The sequence below is a fragment of the Pantoea phytostimulans genome (genome assembly GCF_046118715.1).
Lineage (GTDB): Bacteria > Pseudomonadota > Gammaproteobacteria > Enterobacterales > Enterobacteriaceae > Pantoea > Pantoea phytostimulans.
The window spans coordinates 355273-373915 of record NZ_CP173700.1 but is presented as its reverse complement, the minus strand read 5'-3'; the positions used below and the strand labels follow the sequence as shown (position 1 = coordinate 373915).

The following is an 18643-nucleotide window of genomic DNA, read 5'->3' as shown; positions in this document are numbered from 1 at the left end:
TGGCGGAAAGATTGCTTCTGTTTACGGTTTTTTATGAGCCCGGACGGCGGCCGCCGACAAGTTATCCTCGTAAAATTTTCCTCATTTTCTCACTGGCAACCGGCAGGCAACAATGCTGCCGGCCCCCCGTTGCCGAACGGACCAAATACAGGCCCGGCAGTGCCCGGGGCAGGGTTACTGAATATTATCCGCCTGTCGTGCCCCCTGAGCAGCGTGCGAACCAGCTCTTTCGGACGGACCGCATAAATAATATTGCTGTGCCCGGGATACCATGCCAGCCACCTGAAAGTTGCTTTTGCTTCAGGAACGGTGGCTGTAATGGCTGGAGCCCGCACGGAGCCATCAGGAACAATAAGTGAAATAAAAAGTGATTCACCATCAAGGCAGCTGAAGCGCAGTATGCTTTCTCCGTCCGTTGAGCGGGCAAAAAGATTCACGGCACTGCTCTCTCTCATTTCCATTCCGCTCCCGAAGGCGGCATCTGACAACAGCAGCCAGCCCAGGATGAAAAATAAACTTTGCCAGCGACACAGGCTCACCCTGGCCCTCAGCTTCTGGTACATTCTCATTTAATTTCTCCGGCTGCCGGCCTGACGGCAGAGGTGACAGGAAGTTGTCTGATTGTCCTGACTGAAACGGTATTATTCACGACGATGCCGGGCGAGACAGAGCAGGCAGGGACCCGCCCGGAAGTACCAGATGTTTGCCGCCTGAACGACAAACCCCATATGCAGAAACGAGCCCAGAAAAATGCGCTCCCGGGCTTCAGGTAAATTAGGGCACCCCGCGTTGTGTACCAGCCGGGTCCCGCTGACAGACATTCTTTTTTCTGCGTAATAAAACAGACTCATTGATTCTTCCCGCCAGTCAGTTCATTACGTCCGTTTCAGGGCTAATGTATGGTTACATTTTCGCTGTTGTCCTTCTCACCGGGCGAAGCCGGCGTCACGGCACAAACCATCTTGCCGTCGACAAAAAGGCCAAAGCATTTTTTTCCATCCATTATTGCCGGTAAAAATTCAGTTTTACCCACCTCTTTTATTTTTTCCCGGAACTGCCTGTGCAGTCTGACCTCTCCGCCCGTCAGTGCAGTGAATACAAACATGACTTTATTGTTATTCAGGATCAGATGAAGGCGTGAGGAAGAATGGTCAACCGGCGTGACGGATTCGTTTTCGGCTGCCAGCTTATCCCTGATGCAGGCCGTCAGCTGCTCACAACTCATGCCGGTCTCAAAAAATTCGTTCAGTAAAACCGCATACGATCGGACATCAAACATAGCTCCTCCCGAAGTGACATTAACCCGCCCGGATAAACAGAGAACGGCGGCCAGGACTTTGTTTAACCTTAAGCTGGCAGTACAGGTTACCTGGCGAACATATTTATGGTGCGCTTGCTGTCTTTTACGGTCATCCCCGGCTGAATGTATCTTTATGTAAAAATCCCGTGAAGCATATTACTCATTATTTTCTTATGTTTCTTTCAGGGTTTTTATAACCACGATAAACAAAAACAGCATTTATGATTAATTAAATTACTGTTTATTATTAATTCAGCTGTTGCTGAAAATTTCTGCTTTTCTAAAAAAAGCCGCTGATAAACGGGTGGAATCAACTGTCTTTTTTATCTGAAGAGTGACTGAGAGCGACATAACAATTGCTCAGGGAAGGTAAATGATTAGAAATACTTATATTTAATATAATATTGCTTAACTTCTCTGATAAATTTTTTTATTTGCTGCCAGCTTTCAGCAATGCATGCGCCGGAACGCTGAAGCGGCGTTAGTTACGCTTCAGGCGTCAAAAGTCTGGGGAAGGACTGCCGTGCGTGATGTGTGATGCGGCAGTAGAGGTGTTTACTGCCGCCTTTGATCATGGCTGCGAAAGGACGCGATACAAAGCCAGCTGTGCGTTTGTCCTGTCAGGTTTCTCCGTGAGCGCGGTTTCGCCCGCTGCGCTTGGCTTCATAAAGCGCCTTGTCCGCCCTTTCCCTGAGCCGCTGCGCCTCTCCTGCCTGTCCGGTAGAAATCAGGGTGCAGTATCCAGCACTGATTGTTACCACTTCCGGGGTAAGCTCCGTCGCTTCATGCACAATGCCGCTCTCTGCTATCGTTCTGACTGCCCGCTCTGCCACTTTTCTGGCATCCGGCTCGCTGGTAAAGGGCAGGATGATGGCAAACTCTTCGCCGCCATAGCGGGCCACAAGGTCTGCACTACGGTGTGTGGTTCCCTTGAGCAGCCCGCCTACCTTTTTGAGACATATATCACCCGCCACGTGTCCGTAGGTATCGTTGTAGCGTTTGAAGAAGTCGATGTCTATCATAATCAGTGACAGGGGCTCCCCGGTCTTATGCGAGCGCTGCAGGCCCTGCTCCAGCAGAGCGTCAAACTGCCTGCGGTTGGCCAGTCCTGTCAGCCCGTCCAGTAGCGCCAGTGACTGCAGCGTATGGTTGATAGTGGTCAGCTCATCCCTGACCTGCGTCAGCTCCAGCTGATTTCTGACGCTGGCACCTACCTGCCGCAGCATAAACATCCCCATCACCATTATCACGACCAGCTGGATAAGGTTAAGGACGGCGACGGTGAGATTTGCTTCAAGCCACTCGGCTTTGACTCTTTCGCGGTCATAACCAGCGGTCACTATGAGCGGATACTGGTCCAGGCGTGCATAGCCGTATATACGCTCAATACCGTCCAGCGCGGAGCGCCACGTTGCGCTGCCGCTGTCGGATTGACGCAGCGCCGTTCTGAAAAGGGGGCTGGCCGACAAACTCCGGTTAATAAACGAATCCGGAAGCGGGCGGACGTACATGACAGAGGTATCGGCAAGGATCAGGCCCAGCACGTCCTTTTCACCCAGGCTGTAATGACCGTAAAACTGCCGGAAGTAGTCCACCTTTACGGTGGCCAGCGCGACGCCGGCAAAGTTTCCGGCCTGATCATTCAGCCGCATTGATACCGGAATGACCAGGTCACCCGTCGAGCGGCTCCGGATGACCTGACTGATGTGTACGCCAGTGCCGGTATGGGTGCGGTGCCAGATAAAGTATTTGCGATCCGCATTGCTGGCCTTCGCCGGGATATAGTTGCCCGACGTGGCAATCCAGTTGCCCCGGCTGTCGTAGATGAACAGTCCGTGAAGCTGAGGAAGCTTTCCGTGCTGTTCCTTTATCTGTCTGGCAAAGGCGGGCGTTGCGGCATAATCCGCCCCGTTCAGCCTGAGCTGCCTCACAGCGTCGGTCAGTGTGATGTCAACCTGCAGAAAGGCATCTTCTGCCTGCCTGGCCAGGGAAACGGAAAGATTCCGGGCATCATTTTCTCTGTCGGTAAGCATGAGTTGCCAGGATTTCCATACTGACCACACGCTGACGGCTGTGACGGCCATCCCCGTCAGCAGCAGAAAAACAGCCATGCTTCTGCCCAGCGGAGTATGCATAAGCGAGGATGGTCCGCCCGATTTTTTGTCCATATCCTGATATTCCTGAAGTCAGCTAACTGTTAAGCTTACATAATAGATTAAACGGGGAGGGTGAGGCAGTGTAAGGGATGCAGTTAATGGCATCCCTGTAAACGTTCAGCCTGGTTAATCAGTTTCTGCTGACAGGCAGGCGCACCGGTTTTTCATCAGTTCACACGCGGAACGTATCCACCATGCCCCTCAGCGCATGGACCTGCTCTGCAAGTGACTGCGATGCAGTAGTCGACTCCTCAACGAGCGCAGCGTTGCTCTGCGTGACGCCGTCCATCTGACTCACGGCCACGGTGATCTGTGCGATGCCGTGCATCTGCTCATTTGAAGCCAGGGCTATTTTATCCATCTCATCGGCCAGTTCACCGGCCATACCAACCACACCCATAATGCTGGCTGCGGTATTATCTGCAACGGTCACGCCATCTTTGACCAGCACCACGGCCTCTTCAATCAGCCCTTTGATATCCTTTGCCGCTGCGGCGCTACGCTGCGCCAGCGTTCGTACTTCACCCGCCACCACGGCGAACCCGCGTCCCTGTTCGCCGGCACGCGCGGCTTCAACCGCGGCGTTAAGCGCCAGAATGTTGGTCTGAAAGGCAATGCTTTCAATGGTGCCGGTGATTTCTCTGACCTTCGATGCGCTTGCTGATATTTCCGCCATGGTCTTCGTCATGGTCCGCACACTGTCTTCACCCTGACTGGCAAGCGTAGCCGTACTGCGTGCCGAACCTGCCGTGTGCGTGGCGCCAGCCGTGTTGCTTTTTACCGTGGCGGTTATCTGCTCCATGCTGGCGGCAGTTTCCTGAAGGGCTGCAGCCTGTTGCTCTGTACGGGCCGAGAGCTCGGTATTACCCCGGGCTATTTCATCGGAAGCAAGCGCAACCGATGCCGACGCATCCTTTATCTGCGTCATCATTCCCCGGAGGCGATCCTGCATTCCTGAAAGAGAGGCCAGCAGGCTGTTATTATCTCCCGGACGCAGCGTCATCTGTGAGGTCAGGTCGCCGCCGGCTATGGCAGCTGCCATAGTCTGCGCCAGTGCCGGCTCGCCACCCAGCTGTCGCATCAGCACCCGCACCGTCAGGGTGCCGGTCACCGCAGCCAGGAGCACCGATACAGTGACCAGTATCACCAGAAAAATAACTGCCCGGCCGGTGTTACTGCTGCTTTCTTCCACCGCACCACGGGCGTTCTGCTTCTCAAGGTCAGTCAGCGCATTTAGCGCATCGAGAAGGGCCCGCTGCGCCGGTCGGGTGACCGTCAGCAGATAGGTAGTGGTCTCCTGTTGCAGATTCTGAAGTCCGAGCTGTCCGGCCTTTTCGAAAGTGGAAAAGGCCGGCCCTTCACTTGCGGTAATTTTCTGGAAGGCCGCCTGTCCCGCAGGAACGGGTTCAGCCAGCATCAGGCGCTTCAGCTCCTCCCGGTTCTTGATGAACTGTTGCTTCTGTGTCTGCAGGCGCTCCCATTCAGGCTGCATTTCTTCCGGGTCCGTCAGGAGTGCAAGGTTACGTACCGCAATGGCCATGTCCCGTACGCTGCCGCGCATATCAAGGATGAGCTGGTACTTTTTCATTTTAATGTTAACGACATCGTTCATGCTGTGTCGGGCGCTGTTCAGGCTGTATATTGCCACCCCCGTACAGACTACTAACAGTAGGATCAGCAGTCCGTAACCTGTGGCAAGGCGTGTTGAAACTTTCATGGAAATTTATCACCGTAATTAATCAGTAACATTAATATCGGCACCCGTCTGGAAAATTTCAGGCTTTCTTGCTCATGTCTGACACGAACATTTTCCGCCGCTGGCGGACAGGCTGTTCCCCTGTCAGGGTTATCACGTTATGCGACAGCCGCACCGCGTCACTGCCGTGTTAAGGAGGTGTGTCGGTGGTACCGGAAACCTGACTGGGGTAAAAAACAGGCGTACTGTGCAGCCCGCTTTTACGCTGCCGCCACGGCTGGTATGGAGAAACAGGATGACAGTTTGACTCGCTTCGTTACCCGCAGTGTCTGCCGCCCGAATCAGGGAACTGCGCTGACCAGCATCCTTACTTTTTTCTCCAGCCGCGAAGCTGGGTCAGCGTCAGTGATGCGGTAGCCGCTTTCTGTATTCTCCTGTACCGGTACGGGAGTTCTGGCAGGGGGAGCTGTTGAGGATAACAGTGAGTGATTAAAGAAAAAGCAGCGGTTGCCGATAACTAAAATGCCTCACCAGGGTAATTTATCTGTCCCACATCAGAAAAACCCGGGCGGGGGCCGGTAAATGACTTTCTTTATCTGCCTTCTGCCCGAAGCCTGCATTATTCAGCTTTTTGTTTTAATTACGCTACAGGCGAATGCCATCAGAAAAGAACCGGCCATGACTGAAGCGAAATAATTCGCTTCAGTCAAATCCAGCAGCCCGCTGTGCAAAAACCTCTGGCTGAGGATGCCAGACGGCAGTACGACATGGGCCTCCGTTAAGAACGGAAGTCAGCTATTTTTTGTATCTGCCTGCCTCGCTCGTCAAAGTTTTCTTTCCTCAGCCAGGCTTTTAGCACGGCTGAAACTTCAGGCCAGTCACTGGCTGTGATTGAAAAAACTGCCACATCCTCAGAGTAACCTTTTGTAATTTTCCGGTCCCGCAGAATGCCTTCTTTTCTGAAACCAATCCGCTCTGCGGCACTGATGGCGGGCGCGTTAAGGCAGTTTGTGCGCCACTCGCATCGCCTGTACTGCAGCGTGTCCATGAAGTAACTGATGACAAGAAACAGGGACTCTGTGCTGAGTCGGGTTCTTTTCATTACCGGACTCCAGTTGATTTCGGACAGAGCAAAAATACCGTTATCCGGTTCAACTTCATTAACACAAAACAAACCCTTTACACTGCCATCACTGGCGTCTTTTACGGAAAAGTATAACCTGTTTTTATCGGAGCAGAGATGACCAAGATACTGATAGCAGAGCTCTTTCGAACCGGGTTTTGAGTCCGAAAGGTAAGTCCAGTCTCGCTCATCATCAATGCTCAGCCAGTCATGATACAGGTCCTCTGCGTGATCTACTGATAACGGACAAACGATACAGTAATTTCCTTTTAAGGTGACTTTCTCGGGCAGGGAGCGTGTTACCCAACCCTCTGCCGGTTTGCCGAGGCTCTGACCGTACTCGTTTTGAAAAACCATGCTATGTCCTCACACAACTGTTACCTGCCAGTTCATCATTGTAAACCCGACATGATGTTGTGTCCTCTTCATCATCACTGAATGTTGCCTGCCGTGCCCGTGTATTCTGGTACCAGAAAATAAAACCGATCAGCATACTGAACATTGATACGTATCCCAGCGCAAGCCATGCCGGCAGGCTTATCTCACCAATGCCCACCGGCATTGTCTCCCAGGTAGCAACCAGCATCAGCGGCAGCGAAATGATCAGCGCCCAGCAGATAACCTGCCATCCCCCCAGCTCACGCGACAGCTTTGCGCCTTCGGCATACCCGCGTTTACGCTGAGCTGGAAGCCATAGGGCTCGTGAGCGGAGAAACCGGAAGAGGGACTTTCGTCAGGGAGATTTCGCTGCCTGCGGGGCTGGGGTTGGATCAGCTCGCGGTGGCGTCAGACGTGATCGACCTGAACTTCAACTATCCTTCCCTGCCGGACCAGGCGGAACGGTTACGCGAAGCAATGCGACAGCTGACCACATCAGGCGATCTGGCTTCCCTGATGCGCTACCAGCCTCATGCCGGCAGGCAAAGCGACAGGGAGACCATCGCGTTATGGCTTCATGCCACCGGCCTGAGTCCGTCAGCCGATGATGTCTTGATCGCCAATGGCGCGCAGCACGGACTTAGCGTTGCCGTGATGGGGCTGCTGAAACCCGGCGATGTGGTGGCTGTTGACGCGCTGACCTACAGTGAAAGAAAAGAGAGTGCCGCGCAGCTCTCAGAGCGGGTCAACCAGCGCAGCATATAAAAAAGCCGACAGATGCCGGCTTTTATTTTTCACACACGTTTAACCTGCAGCATGATGAAAGGTCAGTGGCTGACGCGGTGACCGTGCTCATCAGTGACTACTTCGCCGTCCTCTTTGGTAAACGCTCCCTGCTGCGGATCTGGCAGAATGTCCAGAACCGCTTCGGACGGACGGCAGAGCTTCGTGCCGAGCGGCGTCACCACCACCGGACGGTTGATGAGGACAGGATGAGCCAGCATGGCGTCCAGAAGCTCGTCATCGCTGAACCGGTCTTCTGCCAGGCCGAGCTGCTCGTACGGTTCGGTATTCTTGCGCAGCAGAGCGCGCACGCTGATGCCCATGTCCGCAATCAGCTTCTTCAGCTCGTCGCGTGACGGCGGTGTGTCCAGATACAGAATAACCTTGGGTTCGGTGCCGCTGTTGCGGATAAGCGCCAGGGTGTTGCGGGACGTCCCGCACGCCGGGTTGTGATAAATGGTGATGTCAGTCATAAGCGGTACTCCGTAAAGGCGCTGCACAGTCGCAACACCGGGGTTAAGGTTAAACAGACAGGCGCAGGGCCAGCGCGGCCAGCGTCACAAAAAGTACCGGCAGGGTCATCACGATGCCCACGCGGAAGTAGTAGCTCCAGCTGACAGTAATATTTTTTTGCGCCAGTACGTGCAGCCACAGCAGGGTAGCGAGGCTGCCGATGGGGGTGATTTTCGGGCCGAGGTCGCAGCCGATGATGTTGGCGTAAATCATCGCTTCCTTCACCACGCCCTGTGCGGTGCTGCCGTCAATCGAAAGCGCACCAACGAGCACGGTAGGCATGTTGTTCATGACAGAAGAGAGCGCCGCCGTCAGGAAACCGGTGCCGAGCGTTGCGCCCCAGACGCCGTGCTCTGCAAACCGGTTCAGGGCGGCAGAAAGGTAATCAGTCAGGCCGGCGTTACGAAGACCGTACACCACCAGATACATGCCCAGCGAGAAGATAACAATCTGCCAGGGCGCGCCTTTCAGCACCTTGCCGGTATCAATCACGTGTCCTTTGCGGGCAACCAGCCAGAGAATACACGCCGCCACCGCTGCCACCAGGCTTACCGGCACGCCGAGTGGTTCGAGAGCAAAGAAGCCGACCAGTAGCAGGATGAGAACAATCCAGCCGGTTCTAAAAGTGCGCGCATCGCGAATGGCCTCACGCGGCGCCTTCAGTTTCGTCAGGTCGTAGGTGGCCGGGATGTCCCTGCGGAAAAACAGGTGCAGCATCACCAGCGTGGCGGCCACGGAGGCGATATTTACCGGCACCATCACCGAGGCATACTCGCTGAAACCCAGCTTAAAGAAGTCCGCCGTGACAATGTTCACCAGGTTCGACACGATGAGCGGCAGGCTGGAGGTGTCGGCGATGAAACCTGCTGCCATCACAAACGCCAGCGTGGCGCCGGGGCTGAAGCCCAGCGCCAGCAGCATGGCGATGACGATCGGCGTCAGAATAAGCGCCGCCCCGTCATTAGCGAACAGGGCGGCTACCGCCGCACCCAGCAGAATGATACAGGTGAACAGCAGCCGGCCTTTTCCGCCTCCCCAGCGGGAAACGTGCAGCGCCGCCCACGCAAAAAAGCCGGACTCGTCGAGCAGCAGGCTGATGATGATGACGGCAATAAAGGTAGCCGTAGCGTTCCAGACAATCTGCCAGACCACCGGAATATCCCCAGGGTGTACTACGCCGGTCAGGAGCGCCAGAGCCGCACCGATGACAGCACTCCAGCCAATACTGAGGCCCTTCGGCTGCCAGATAACCAGTATCAGCGTCAGGACGAAAATCGCACCCGCCAGAAACATACCTTCTCCTTTTTAAATAAAATTGCCCGTTAATCCGGGCTGATGATTATCCCGCACAAAACACATTCAAAAAATCGCATATATGAGAGCAAATTTTTTTAAATACAGACAGGCTTGCCGTTGGTGGTTGCGTTATCGCGTTCAGCCTGCTTGCTGAGCTTAAGGATGTCATCCCGCTGGCACAGGTAAGCCTGTTCAATCACTGCTGCTGCCCAGGCTGGCATGTGCGGAGACAAACGGTAATGGATCCATTTGCCGTCTCGCCTGTCGATAAGCAGTCCGCTTTCCCTGAGCAGAGCAAGGTGACGAGAAATTTTGGGTTGTGATTCATTCAGCGTGGACGAAAGCTCGCAGACGCAGAGCTCACCTTTTTCGCGGAGTAACAGCACCAGGCTGAGCCGGGTTTCGTCAGACAGGTTTTTGAAAAGCTGCAGGGGCATAAATGGTGGCATGACATTCTCCTGAATTACAGAGTTCAGTGTCGTTTCCAGGACTGCGCATGTCAATTTTATATTTGATTAATCATATATGTTAAGGCGGTTATCATGGTCTGTGACAGTCATCATGTGCCCGGGCTGTTCGCGGTGGCAGATACGGTAACAGAAAGCAGTCGCGAGGCGAGCTTCAGCTCGTCAGAACGCTCATGCTGTTCGCGGACAAGGTACATACGGCGCTGGTCCGCGCCGATATCGGCTTTGCCGTGGGCGCGATGGGCACGGATACCGCCATCGAAACTGCCGACGGGGCTCTGACGGAGGATGACTTACGTAAAATTCCGGCCTTTGTCCGGCTCTCCAGGAGACATACGGCGTGCTGGTCAGGAACATCATTATGGCAGTTGGCATCAAGGCAGCATTTCTGGCCCTGACCATTGCCGGAATGGGGACCATGTGGATGGCGGTGTTCGTGGATGTGGGTGCAAGTCTGCTTATAGTGGCAAACGGCCTGCGCCTGTTGCGTAAGTAGCCGGATCTGCTGCCCGTCAGGTGAGTACTGCAGACAATGTCCGCTTTTCGCGCGCACCAGAACCCTCGCCACCAGAACAGCTTACAGGGCACGTTCAGGCAGGCCGGGCTTTTGTTGCGCATTATCTGCTACAACTGCGTTTTTCCCGCGAAGGGCCAGGCAGGGCTGGCGACGCCAATTTACTGCTTTCCGGCGCATGAAGTAGCTGTCCCTTGCTTCGTACCGCAGATGACAGAAAAGTTATGCTGCCATATTTCTGCACTCCTGAGCACAATGATGGCATGCTTCTGCGCATTTTTTACAGTGTTCATGTTCATGTCGGGCGCACTCATCACCACATTTCTGGCAAATTTCTGCACAAACTCTGCAGAGTTCGGGAGCAAATTCGCTTTCAAGCGACATTAAATTTGCCGCTATCCGGCAGATGCTTGCGCACTGCATGTCCAGCTTTATGCATTCACGCATCATCTCCAGCTGAGGTTCTTTAAGGCATGACGTGGCACAGTAATCACAGGTGGCGGCACAGATATAGCAGGCTTCAATGCAGTTGCGATATTGTTCTGACATCTTTTCCTCTCTTAACTTAGCTTATTTGCGAATACGTAATAAGCCTGGTACAGAATCTTCATTGCCGCAAAATACCGCTGTATTCAGCATGCATGGGCGGCAGTTTAACGATGCGGAAAGCGGGAAGGCGGTAAAAAAGAGCCCGTCGCAGCAAGACGGGCCGGCTCACGTAAGCCTTGAAAGAAGATTTACCGGAAAAAGCATTAACGAGGAGGGTAAAACACAACCGCATCCCGGAGCAGTGACAGAAACGGACAGATGATACCGGGAGAATCTTCTGTCCGGTGCGACCCGTTATTTTTCCTGCTGCATCATCCTTCGGGGCATATCAATGATGCTCTGATGTGCTGCAGAATTTGCATTATCCATACTCTGGTGCGCCAGGATGACACGCTCATGTTCATTCATCATGGCAACAGCGTTGTTAGTTACCTGACCGTCCGGCTCTGAAACAGGATGCGGCTGTGCCCATACTGATGAGGCAGAAAACAGGGCCAGAAGAGAAACAAACATTCGTTTTTTCATGTCGGCTGTCCTTACGAGTAAAAGTTAAATAATGGCGGGCCGGATGCTCTCCGGCTTCAGTCATTTTTATCGTACAGGAGAAAAATGCTTCCGATCGAAAATGACAGAAATGTAATGTAAAAACAGTAAGTTCCAACATTACACAATTGTAATCATGCCCGTCTTTCAGCTGTGATAGCTTTCCGGTAACAAAAAATAAACTTCCTGAACGGTAAGCACGGCTTGTGCTTGCGGAGCGGAGATATTTTTTCTCCCGGGATACTGTGAATTTTGCCGGAGCTCAGTCATGGAACTTAAAAGTTCACGACGTAATTTTATTAAAGGGATAACCGCCGCCGGTCTCGTGGGCGGCCTGGGGCTGAGAACGTTTGATGCGCTCTCGGCGGTAAGCCTGATGCAGTCCCGCACGCTGACCGGGACCGACTTTGATCTGTTTATCGGCGAAACGCCACTGAATATCACCGGTACGACCCGTTATGCAAAAACCATAAATGCGGGTCTTCCGGGACCGCTGCTGCGCTGGAAAGAAGGCGACACTGTCACGTTAAGGGTAAAAAACCGCCTGTCAGAGCCGACCTCTGTTCACTGGCATGGCATTATCCTGCCGGCAAATATGGATGGCGTACCGGGTCTCAGTTTTCACGGTATCGAACCGGACGACACGTATGTTTACTCCTTTAAAATAAAGCAGAACGGAACTTACTGGTACCACAGCCATTCCGGTCTGCAGGAGCAGGAAGGAGTATACGGTCCGATTATTATCGATGCCGCTGAACCTGAGCCGTTTCAGTGGGACAGCGAGCAGGTTGTGCTGCTGACCGACTGGTCTGATGAAAAAGCCTCAGACATTCTCGCAAAACTGAAAAAGCAGTCAGATTATTACAACTTCGCTAAACCCACCGCTCCTGACTTTTTCCGTGATGCGCGGGAGAAAGGCCTCGCGAATACGCTGGCTGACCGGAAAATGTGGGCTGAAATGAAGATGAACCCGACAGATCTGGCCGACGTCAGTGGTTTCACATACACCTACCTGATGAACGGACAGGGACCCGGTAAAAACTGGACCGGTCTGTTCCGTAAAGGTGAGAAAGTACGCCTGCGCTTCATTAACGGCTCGGCCATGTCTTATTTTGACGTTCGTATTCCCGGCCTGAAAATGACGGTCGTGGCTGCAGACGGACAGTATGTCACCCCCGTGTCCGTTGATGAGTTCCGTATCGCCGTTGCCGAAACTTTCGATGTGATCGTAGAGCCGGCTGATGATGCTTACACTATTTTTGCTCAGTCTATGGACCGCAGCGGCTATGCACGTGGCACGCTTGCCGTCCGGGAGGGGCTGTCAGCAACGGTTCCGAAACCCGATCCGCGTCCCTGGCTGACCATGGATGATATGGGTATGGGCGGGATGGATCATGGCAGCATGGGCGGGATGGATCACAGTCAGATGCAGGGCATGAACGGCGGCGATATGCTGAGTATGGATGGTTCAGATATACCAGCCCCTCCAGCAGACAGCATGGCGGGAATGGATCACAGCGCCATGAGCGGTATGGATCACGCAAGCATGGCTGGCATGAGTGACATGCAAAAACATCCGGCTTCCGAAACGAATAACCCTCTGGTCGATATGCAGGCAATGATGCCGGCAGCAAAATTAAATGACCCGGGCATCGGCCTGCGTAATAACGGCAGAAAAGTGCTGACTTATGCCGACCTGAAAAGTACGTTTGAGGATCCGGACGGCCGTGAACCCTCCCGTACCATCGAACTGCACCTTACGGGCCATATGGAAAAGTTTGCCTGGTCTTTCAACGGCATCAAATTCTCAGATTCAGAACCGGTAACGCTCCGCTACGGTGAACGCGTTCGTATCGTACTGGTCAACGACACCATGATGACGCACCCCATTCATCTTCACGGAATGTGGAGTGATCTTGAAGACGAGGATGGCAACTTCCAGGTACGTAAACATACCATTGATATGCCTCCGGGAACCCGCCGCAGCTATCGCGTCACGGCTGACGCACTCGGGCGGTGGGCCTATCACTGCCATCTTCTTTTCCATATGGAAACGGGCATGTTCCGTGAAGTCCGGGTCATTGAATGAGGTACTGCTGATGTCAGTTTCAGGGTGGAGTGATATGAAAAAGAATGTGTCGCGTTCTGCGGCAGGAGTGCTGGTTTGGTCTGCACTTGCCGGAACGACGTTTACACCCGTCTATGCCGCGCCAGCGCATAACATGCAGCAGCATGATATGTCAGGGATGGAGCATTCTGCTAAGGGCGGGATGGAGCCGATGGATGGTATGGAGTCCATGCAACCCGCTGCGTCAGCAGAAAGCAGAACGCCCATCCCGCCGGTTACCGAGGCTGACCGTAAGGCGGCATTTCCGGATGTCCACGGTCATAAAGTTCATGACAGCAGCGTGAATTACTTTCTGCTTGCCGATCAGCTGGAATGGCAGAAAAACAACGATCCTGGCGGATTCAGCTGGGATGTGAGCGGCTGGATTGGAGGTGACATTGACCGGCTCTGGATGCGCAGCGAAGGCGAAACCAGCGACGGTAAAGCTGAATCCGCAGAAGTGCAGGCACTGTGGGGACATGCCATTACGCCCTGGTGGGACGTGGTTGCCGGGGCCCGACAGGATTTCCGGCCCGGAAAGCCCCAGACCTGGCTTGCCGCCGGCCTGCAGGGAATGGCCCTTTACAATTTTGAAACCGAGCTGACAGCATTTGCCGGCGAGAAGGGGCGAACTGCGCTGAGGCTGGAGGCGGATTACGATGTGCTGCTGACCAACCGTCTGATCCTGCAGCCTTCCTTTGAAGCCAATCTTTACGGGAAAGATGATGAAGCGCGTGAAACCGGTAAGGGACTGTCCAGTACGGAACTCTCACTGCGCCTTCGCTACGAGGTGAAACGTGAGTTTGCTCCATACGTCGGGGTTTCCTGGAGCCAGCTTTACGGTAATACCGCCGATATGGCTGCCCGTGAAGGAGAAAAAGATAACGAAGTGCGTTTCCTTCTCGGGGCACGCATGTGGTTCTGATGCAGTTAATTCAAACAAGACAGGTATTATAATGAAACATTCATCTGCTAAGTATTTCATCGCTGTTGTGGCTTCTGTCACTGCTTTCGCTGTCCAGGCACATCCTGAACTGGCTTCATCAGTGCCTTCAGACAAGGCACAGGTTGCGGCTCCGTCAAAAGTAGAGCTTCACTTCACCGAAAATCTGGTGACCAAATTCTCTGGCGCACGTCTGATAATGACTGCCATGCCGGGCATGTCATCGCACGCGCCAATGCCTGTTGCAGCTAAAGTTGCAGCCGGCAGCGATCCCAAAACCATGATTATCACGCCGGCAAAACCGCTGCCCGCCGGGACTTATAAGGTGGAATGGCGTGCGGTGTCATCTGACACACATCCCCGTACCGGCAACTACAGTTTTAGCGTGAAGTAATGCTATGAGCGATCAGACTTTTATTGTCATCCGGTTTCTTCTTTACCTTGATCTTATGGTTCTTTTTGGCCTGCCTTTATTTGAGCTTTATGCCCTGAAAGGCGTCTTAAAAAAACCGGTATCTTTGTTCAGCGTCTGGTCGTTCTTTTTCACGCTCATTTCTGCCGGGATTGTGTTGTCACTGGCAAACATGCTGCTGGTTGCCCAGTCTATGAGCGGCGTCAGCGACCCCGGTGAGCTGACTCTGCACATTATTGAAATGGTGGTCGGCGAGACCGCTGTTGGCATGAGCTGGGTTGTCCGGCTCGTTGCCCTGACTATCGCCTTTGTCGGGCTCGGTCTGCGGCTCAGGAATGCCGTACTTTCACGTTATGTTTTGATGCTGGCAGGCGGTACGGCGCTGGCGACCCTGGCGTGGGGGGGGCATGCAGCCATGAATGACGGTGTGAGCTATTACGTCCATCTGTTGAGCGATATTGTTCATCTTTCCGCAGCCGGTGCCTGGGTAGGTGCCCTGACGGCTTTTACCGTTCTGCTGAGTATAAAAAAAGCCAGTAAAGCGGCTTATGCACTGCAGCTGTCCGGGGCATTAACGGGATTTGCCCGTGCCGGCACGGTTATTGTGATAAGCATCGTGATCACGGCAGTGGTTAATTTCGTGCTTATCACAGAAAAGCCACTGAGCACTTTGCCGGGAAGCGTTTACGGCCTGCTGCTGGTAATAAAGACCGCTCTGTTTTTTCTGATGTTATTGCTGGCTGCCGCCAACCGCTTCCGGCTTGCACCAAAGCTGGAAAATGCCCTGCTTCAGGGCCACTATAAGGCGGGTATTACACTGATGCGTAAAAGCATTATTACAGAATTTACCGTAGCGGTACTGATACTGGCAATTGTTGCCTGGCTGGGCACCCTGTCGCCAGGAACCGGTATGGAGTAACAATTAACTGCAGGAAAAAACGCACCATGACAACCATGCTGATTGTTGAGGATGAACTGAAGACCGGTACTTACCTGAAGCAGGGACTCCAGGAAGCAGGCTATGACGTGACCCTGGTGAACGACGGGCGTCAGGGCCTGGAGCATATTCTGCGTCAGCATTATGACCTGATAATCCTGGACGTCATGCTGCCCTCAATGGACGGCTGGGATATCCTGCAGCAGATGCGCATGGCACGCCACGAAGAGCCCGTCCTGTTTCTGACGGCCAGAGATAACGTCAGCGAAAAAATTAAAGGGCTCGATCTGGGCGCGGATGATTACCTGCTAAAACCTTTCGATTTTGCCGAGCTTCTGGCCCGCATCCGCATGCTGCTCAGGCGTAACCGTACACAGGCTTCAGGAAACCACAGCATTGCAGATCTGATCATGGACGCCTCCCGCCGGACCGTGAGCCGGTCGGGGAAAAAAATTCACCTGTCTACCAAAGAGTTTGTGCTGCTTGAGCTGTTGTTACAGCGAACCGGGGAGGTTTTGCCAAGAAACCTGCTTTCCTCCCTGGTCTGGAATATTAATTTTGAAAGCGATACCAATGTCATTGATGTTGCCGTCAGGCGGCTTCGCAGCAAGGTAGATGATGACTTTACGCCAAAGCTCATTCATACCGTGCGGGGTATCGGTTATGTTCTGGAGATACGTGAAGAGTGAAGCGTAACTGGTCCCTGACTACACGGCTGAGCGTGATATTTGCCAGTGTAATGATGTCTGCCTGGCTTCTTTCCAGTGTCCTGCTTGTTGCTGCCCTGAGCAGCTATTTTCGCCATCAGGATGCCGCACTGCTGACAGGAAAGCTTGAGCTGGCAACCGAACTACTGGAAAGTGAAGCTGATTCCGGGCAGCCAGACAGTGCTTCGCTTGCACGCAAGGTTGCCGATGCCATGGTGGGTCACAGCGGGTTGTATCTGTCGATTAAAACGTCGGATAACCGGTTACTTGCCGACTATTCCTCGCCCGGTTTTCCGCTTCCTTACGGACGTTTTGCCAGCGAAGCCGCATATCCGGATACGATGCAGACAGTAGAGGATGAAGGCTGGCGTTATAATGTTATTGTCAGAAAAATCAGTGCGCAGAAAGCAGGCGGACAACATGATGTCCTGATAACAGCCGCTTATGATACCGGCTTTCATGATGAATTTATCAGCCAGCTCAAAAAATGGCTGATCTGGTTCAACGGCGGGCTGATGTTCATTTCGGTATTACTGGGCTGGTTTGTCACAAGGATGGGTCTCAAGCCGCTGAATGAATTAAACCGTCTGGCCTCCGCTGTCACCATCAACAACCTCAGTAAACGTCTTCCTGCGCGCAATCTGCCGGCCGAGCTGATGGCTACCGTGGCTGAATTCAACAGCATGCTTGAAAGGCTGGAGAAATCCTTCAGGCGCCTTTCTGAGTTTTCATCGGACATTGCCCATGAGCTGCGTACGCCTGTCAGTAACCTGATGATGCAGACGCAGGTTGCCCTGTCCCGGGATCGTGATGCAGCCAGTTACCGGGAGGTACTTTTCTCTAATCTGGAAGAGCTGAGCCGGCTTGCAAGAATGAGCAGCGACATGCTTTTTCTGGCGAAGTCAGAAAATGGCCTGATGATACTGGAGAAGCAGAACGTTTCCTTGCACGAAGAACTCGAGGAACTGATTGATTTCTTTGAGCCTCTTGCTGGTGAAAGTCATAAAACGCTGAAGCTTAAAGGTGATGCTCTCGTCAGAGGCGATCGCCTGATGCTGCGTCGTGCGCTGAGTAATCTGATCACCAACGCCATAAAATATTCTCTGCCGGGCTCTGCCATATCCGTATCAGCAGAGCATAACTCGGACAGGGCCTTTGTACATATTTCCAATCACACAGAAGATATTGCACCGGAAAGTCTGGGCCGACTGTTTGACCGTTTTTACCGGGGCGATGCATCCAGGCAGCATAATACGGATGGCGCGGGACTCGGTCTTTCTATTACGCGGTCCATTTTGCTGGCCCATGAAGGCGATCTGCAGGTAGCCGTGAATGATAATGTCATTACGTTCACGGCCATCATGCCGGTAACAGAGGGACCGTAATAACAAAACTTTCCGGGCTAAAATTTCATGATTTGAACTGCTCTGTATCAAGGTTATGTTCCCGGACATATGAAAGGATGCCCGGGAAAACCTGAAGTAAATATTTTACCTATAAGGGAGTTACCTTATGAAAAAACCGCATATGATTCTTGCCTCCCTGCTGTTTGTCCTGCCGGCTGCGGTTATGGCTCAGCAACCGGCCTCAAAAATGACGCATGAGATGAGCATGTCTCCGGCCTCAAAAGAGTACATGTCAGGTATGCAAAAGATGCACAGTAGCATGATGAATGCCCTGAAGGAGCCGGACGCTGACAGGGCGTTTGCCAAAGGCATGATCGAGCATCACAGGGGGGCGATTGCCATGGCTGAAACGGAGCTGAAATACGGGAAAGATCCGGAAATGAAGAAGATGGCAGAAGATGTCATCAAGGCGCAGAAAAGTGAAATAGAGCACATGGAAGCGTGGCTGAAAAAATAACGGTCATCCGGCTTTATAAATGCTCTGAAGGGTTCTGCCCAAAGAACCCTTCAGTAAGCTTACATCCATTATACGCTCAGCTAAACCGGTTTAATTTTCCAGCGTCATCATGCAGATATATCTGACACCACTACGTTAAAGCCTGATTATCACCAACTGATATTCAGGTATAACCGTGTTTAAATAATCGTACCTCAATCAACTAACTTCATATTTTATTTTAACCTAATTAAAGTGAATCTTGTTTTTGATATTATCAAAGTTATAAAACACAAATAAACAAACGAGATGTTTTTGAGTGAATTCTACCGATTAATATTGCAGTTGTTATCATTTTATTATGACATTTGAGTATA

Annotated in this window: 17 protein-coding genes and 3 pseudogenes; 9 read left to right on the top strand and 11 right to left on the bottom strand. The window is 52.8% G+C overall.

From position 1 onward, the window contains the following. Positions 1 to 89: 89 nt before the first annotated feature. The 7 genes and pseudogenes from ACF2G4_RS22335 to ACF2G4_RS22305 form a co-directional block, all read right to left on the bottom strand. Complete coding sequence (locus ACF2G4_RS22335; protein WP_409076324.1) at positions 90 to 569, bottom strand: hypothetical protein; 480 nt, start codon at positions 567 to 569, stop codon at positions 90 to 92. 72 nt (positions 570 to 641) lie between these two features. Continuing rightward, positions 642 to 851 (bottom strand): hypothetical protein, encoded by a 210-nt coding sequence (locus tag ACF2G4_RS22330; RefSeq protein ID WP_409076323.1) that lies wholly within the window; start codon positions 849 to 851, stop codon positions 642 to 644. A 41-nt stretch (positions 852 to 892) separates the two neighbouring features. Continuing rightward, positions 893 to 1279, bottom strand: a complete 387-nt coding sequence (locus ACF2G4_RS22325; protein ID WP_269294776.1) for a hypothetical protein — start codon at positions 1277 to 1279, stop codon at positions 893 to 895. A 641-nt stretch (positions 1280 to 1920) separates the two neighbouring features. Further along, on the bottom strand, positions 1921 to 3468 hold the full coding sequence (locus ACF2G4_RS22320; protein WP_409076322.1) for a diguanylate cyclase domain-containing protein: 1548 nt from the start codon (positions 3466 to 3468) through the stop codon (positions 1921 to 1923). A gap of 160 nt (positions 3469 to 3628) precedes the next feature. Beyond that, the gene (locus tag ACF2G4_RS22315; RefSeq protein WP_409076321.1) at positions 3629 to 5173 is read right to left on the bottom strand and encodes a methyl-accepting chemotaxis protein; all 1545 of its coding nucleotides are present in this window, start codon (positions 5171 to 5173) and stop codon (positions 3629 to 3631) included. 757 nt (positions 5174 to 5930) lie between these two features. Beyond that, positions 5931 to 6632: a GNAT family N-acetyltransferase gene (locus ACF2G4_RS22310; protein ID WP_409076320.1), complete on the bottom strand. Its 702-nt coding sequence runs from the start codon at positions 6630 to 6632 to the stop codon at positions 5931 to 5933. A 106-nt stretch (positions 6633 to 6738) separates the two neighbouring features. Beyond that, positions 6739 to 6945, bottom strand: a pseudogene (locus ACF2G4_RS22305) (EamA/RhaT family transporter); the annotation flags it as partial. Here ACF2G4_RS22305 and ACF2G4_RS22300 point away from each other — a divergent pair. Continuing rightward, a pseudogene (locus tag ACF2G4_RS22300) lies at positions 6942 to 7382 on the top strand (aminotransferase class I/II-fold pyridoxal phosphate-dependent enzyme); the annotation flags it as partial. The pseudogenes ACF2G4_RS22305 and ACF2G4_RS22300 overlap by 4 nt on opposite strands. A 98-nt stretch (positions 7383 to 7480) precedes the next feature. Here the strand turns inward: ACF2G4_RS22300 and arsC are convergent. The 3 genes from arsC to ACF2G4_RS22285 form a co-directional block, all read right to left on the bottom strand. Then, positions 7481 to 7909 carry a glutaredoxin-dependent arsenate reductase gene (gene arsC, locus ACF2G4_RS22295; RefSeq protein WP_409076319.1) on the bottom strand — a complete coding sequence of 143 codons (429 nt, stop codon included), beginning with the start codon at positions 7907 to 7909 and terminating at the stop codon, positions 7481 to 7483. 49 nt (positions 7910 to 7958) lie between these two features. Continuing rightward, positions 7959 to 9242, bottom strand: a complete 1284-nt coding sequence (locus tag ACF2G4_RS22290) for an arsenic transporter (RefSeq protein WP_409076318.1) — start codon at positions 9240 to 9242, stop codon at positions 7959 to 7961. A 98-nt stretch (positions 9243 to 9340) separates the two neighbouring features. Next, positions 9341 to 9694, bottom strand: a complete 354-nt coding sequence (locus ACF2G4_RS22285; protein WP_409076317.1) for a metalloregulator ArsR/SmtB family transcription factor — start codon at positions 9692 to 9694, stop codon at positions 9341 to 9343. Between the two features lie 81 nt (positions 9695 to 9775). Between ACF2G4_RS22285 and ACF2G4_RS22280 the strand changes: the two are divergent. Further along, positions 9776 to 10208: pseudogene (locus ACF2G4_RS22280) on the top strand (heavy metal translocating P-type ATPase); the annotation flags it as partial. An 861-nt stretch (positions 10209 to 11069) separates the two neighbouring features. On the opposite strand, the gene ACF2G4_RS22275 reads toward ACF2G4_RS22280, so the two are convergent. Then, positions 11070 to 11300 carry a hypothetical protein gene (locus tag ACF2G4_RS22275; protein ID WP_409076316.1) on the bottom strand — a complete coding sequence of 77 codons (231 nt, stop codon included), beginning with the start codon at positions 11298 to 11300 and terminating at the stop codon, positions 11070 to 11072. 286 nt (positions 11301 to 11586) lie between these two features. Here ACF2G4_RS22275 and ACF2G4_RS22270 point away from each other — a divergent pair, with 286 nt between their 5' ends. From ACF2G4_RS22270 to ACF2G4_RS22240, 7 genes are all read left to right on the top strand, one after another. Then, on the top strand, positions 11587 to 13407 hold the full coding sequence (locus ACF2G4_RS22270) for a copper resistance system multicopper oxidase (RefSeq protein ID WP_409076315.1): 1821 nt from the start codon (positions 11587 to 11589) through the stop codon (positions 13405 to 13407). A 34-nt stretch (positions 13408 to 13441) separates the two neighbouring features. Beyond that, positions 13442 to 14350 (top strand): copper resistance protein B, encoded by a 909-nt coding sequence (locus tag ACF2G4_RS22265; RefSeq protein WP_409076314.1) that lies wholly within the window; start codon positions 13442 to 13444, stop codon positions 14348 to 14350. A gap of 31 nt (positions 14351 to 14381) precedes the next feature. Next, complete coding sequence (gene copC, locus ACF2G4_RS22260; protein WP_110015871.1) at positions 14382 to 14762, top strand: copper homeostasis periplasmic binding protein CopC; 381 nt, start codon at positions 14382 to 14384, stop codon at positions 14760 to 14762. Between the two features lie 4 nt (positions 14763 to 14766). Further along, the gene (gene copD, locus ACF2G4_RS22255; RefSeq protein ID WP_409076313.1) at positions 14767 to 15699 is read left to right on the top strand and encodes a copper homeostasis membrane protein CopD; all 933 of its coding nucleotides are present in this window, start codon (positions 14767 to 14769) and stop codon (positions 15697 to 15699) included. 26 nt (positions 15700 to 15725) lie between these two features. Continuing rightward, entirely contained in the window at positions 15726 to 16406 is a 681-nt protein-coding gene (locus tag ACF2G4_RS22250; protein ID WP_409076312.1) for a heavy metal response regulator transcription factor, read from the top strand. After that, positions 16403 to 17809: a heavy metal sensor histidine kinase gene (locus ACF2G4_RS22245; RefSeq protein ID WP_409076311.1), complete on the top strand. Its 1407-nt coding sequence runs from the start codon at positions 16403 to 16405 to the stop codon at positions 17807 to 17809. Before ACF2G4_RS22250 ends, ACF2G4_RS22245 begins: the two co-directional genes overlap by 4 nt. 127 nt (positions 17810 to 17936) lie before the next feature. Next, on the top strand, positions 17937 to 18287 hold the full coding sequence (locus ACF2G4_RS22240; RefSeq protein WP_409076310.1) for a DUF305 domain-containing protein: 351 nt from the start codon (positions 17937 to 17939) through the stop codon (positions 18285 to 18287). Positions 18288 to 18643: the final 356 nt, after the last annotated feature.

Coding starts and splice junctions, on each gene's coding strand:
- ACF2G4_RS22315 (WP_409076321.1), bottom strand. CDS start 5,173: ATGAAAGTTTCAACACGCCTTGCCACAGGTTACGGACTGCTGATCCTA.
- ACF2G4_RS22240 (WP_409076310.1), top strand. CDS start 17,937: ATGAAAAAACCGCATATGATTCTTGCCTCCCTGCTGTTTGTCCTGCCG.
- ACF2G4_RS22330 (WP_409076323.1), bottom strand. CDS start 851: ATGAGTCTGTTTTATTACGCAGAAAAAAGAATGTCTGTCAGCGGGACC.
- ACF2G4_RS22320 (WP_409076322.1), bottom strand. CDS start 3,468: ATGGACAAAAAATCGGGCGGACCATCCTCGCTTATGCATACTCCGCTG.
- ACF2G4_RS22270 (WP_409076315.1), top strand. CDS start 11,587: ATGGAACTTAAAAGTTCACGACGTAATTTTATTAAAGGGATAACCGCC.
- ACF2G4_RS22325 (WP_269294776.1), bottom strand. CDS start 1,279: ATGTTTGATGTCCGATCGTATGCGGTTTTACTGAACGAATTTTTTGAG.
- ACF2G4_RS22310 (WP_409076320.1), bottom strand. CDS start 6,632: ATGGTTTTTCAAAACGAGTACGGTCAGAGCCTCGGCAAACCGGCAGAG.
- ACF2G4_RS22285 (WP_409076317.1), bottom strand. CDS start 9,694: ATGCCACCATTTATGCCCCTGCAGCTTTTCAAAAACCTGTCTGACGAA.
- ACF2G4_RS22250 (WP_409076312.1), top strand. CDS start 15,726: ATGACAACCATGCTGATTGTTGAGGATGAACTGAAGACCGGTACTTAC.
- ACF2G4_RS22275 (WP_409076316.1), bottom strand. CDS start 11,300: ATGAAAAAACGAATGTTTGTTTCTCTTCTGGCCCTGTTTTCTGCCTCA.
- ACF2G4_RS22335 (WP_409076324.1), bottom strand. CDS start 569: ATGAGAATGTACCAGAAGCTGAGGGCCAGGGTGAGCCTGTGTCGCTGG.
- copD (WP_409076313.1), top strand. CDS start 14,767: ATGAGCGATCAGACTTTTATTGTCATCCGGTTTCTTCTTTACCTTGAT.
- ACF2G4_RS22290 (WP_409076318.1), bottom strand. CDS start 9,242: ATGTTTCTGGCGGGTGCGATTTTCGTCCTGACGCTGATACTGGTTATC.
- arsC (WP_409076319.1), bottom strand. CDS start 7,909: ATGACTGACATCACCATTTATCACAACCCGGCGTGCGGGACGTCCCGC.
- copC (WP_110015871.1), top strand. CDS start 14,382: ATGAAACATTCATCTGCTAAGTATTTCATCGCTGTTGTGGCTTCTGTC.
- ACF2G4_RS22265 (WP_409076314.1), top strand. CDS start 13,442: ATGAAAAAGAATGTGTCGCGTTCTGCGGCAGGAGTGCTGGTTTGGTCT.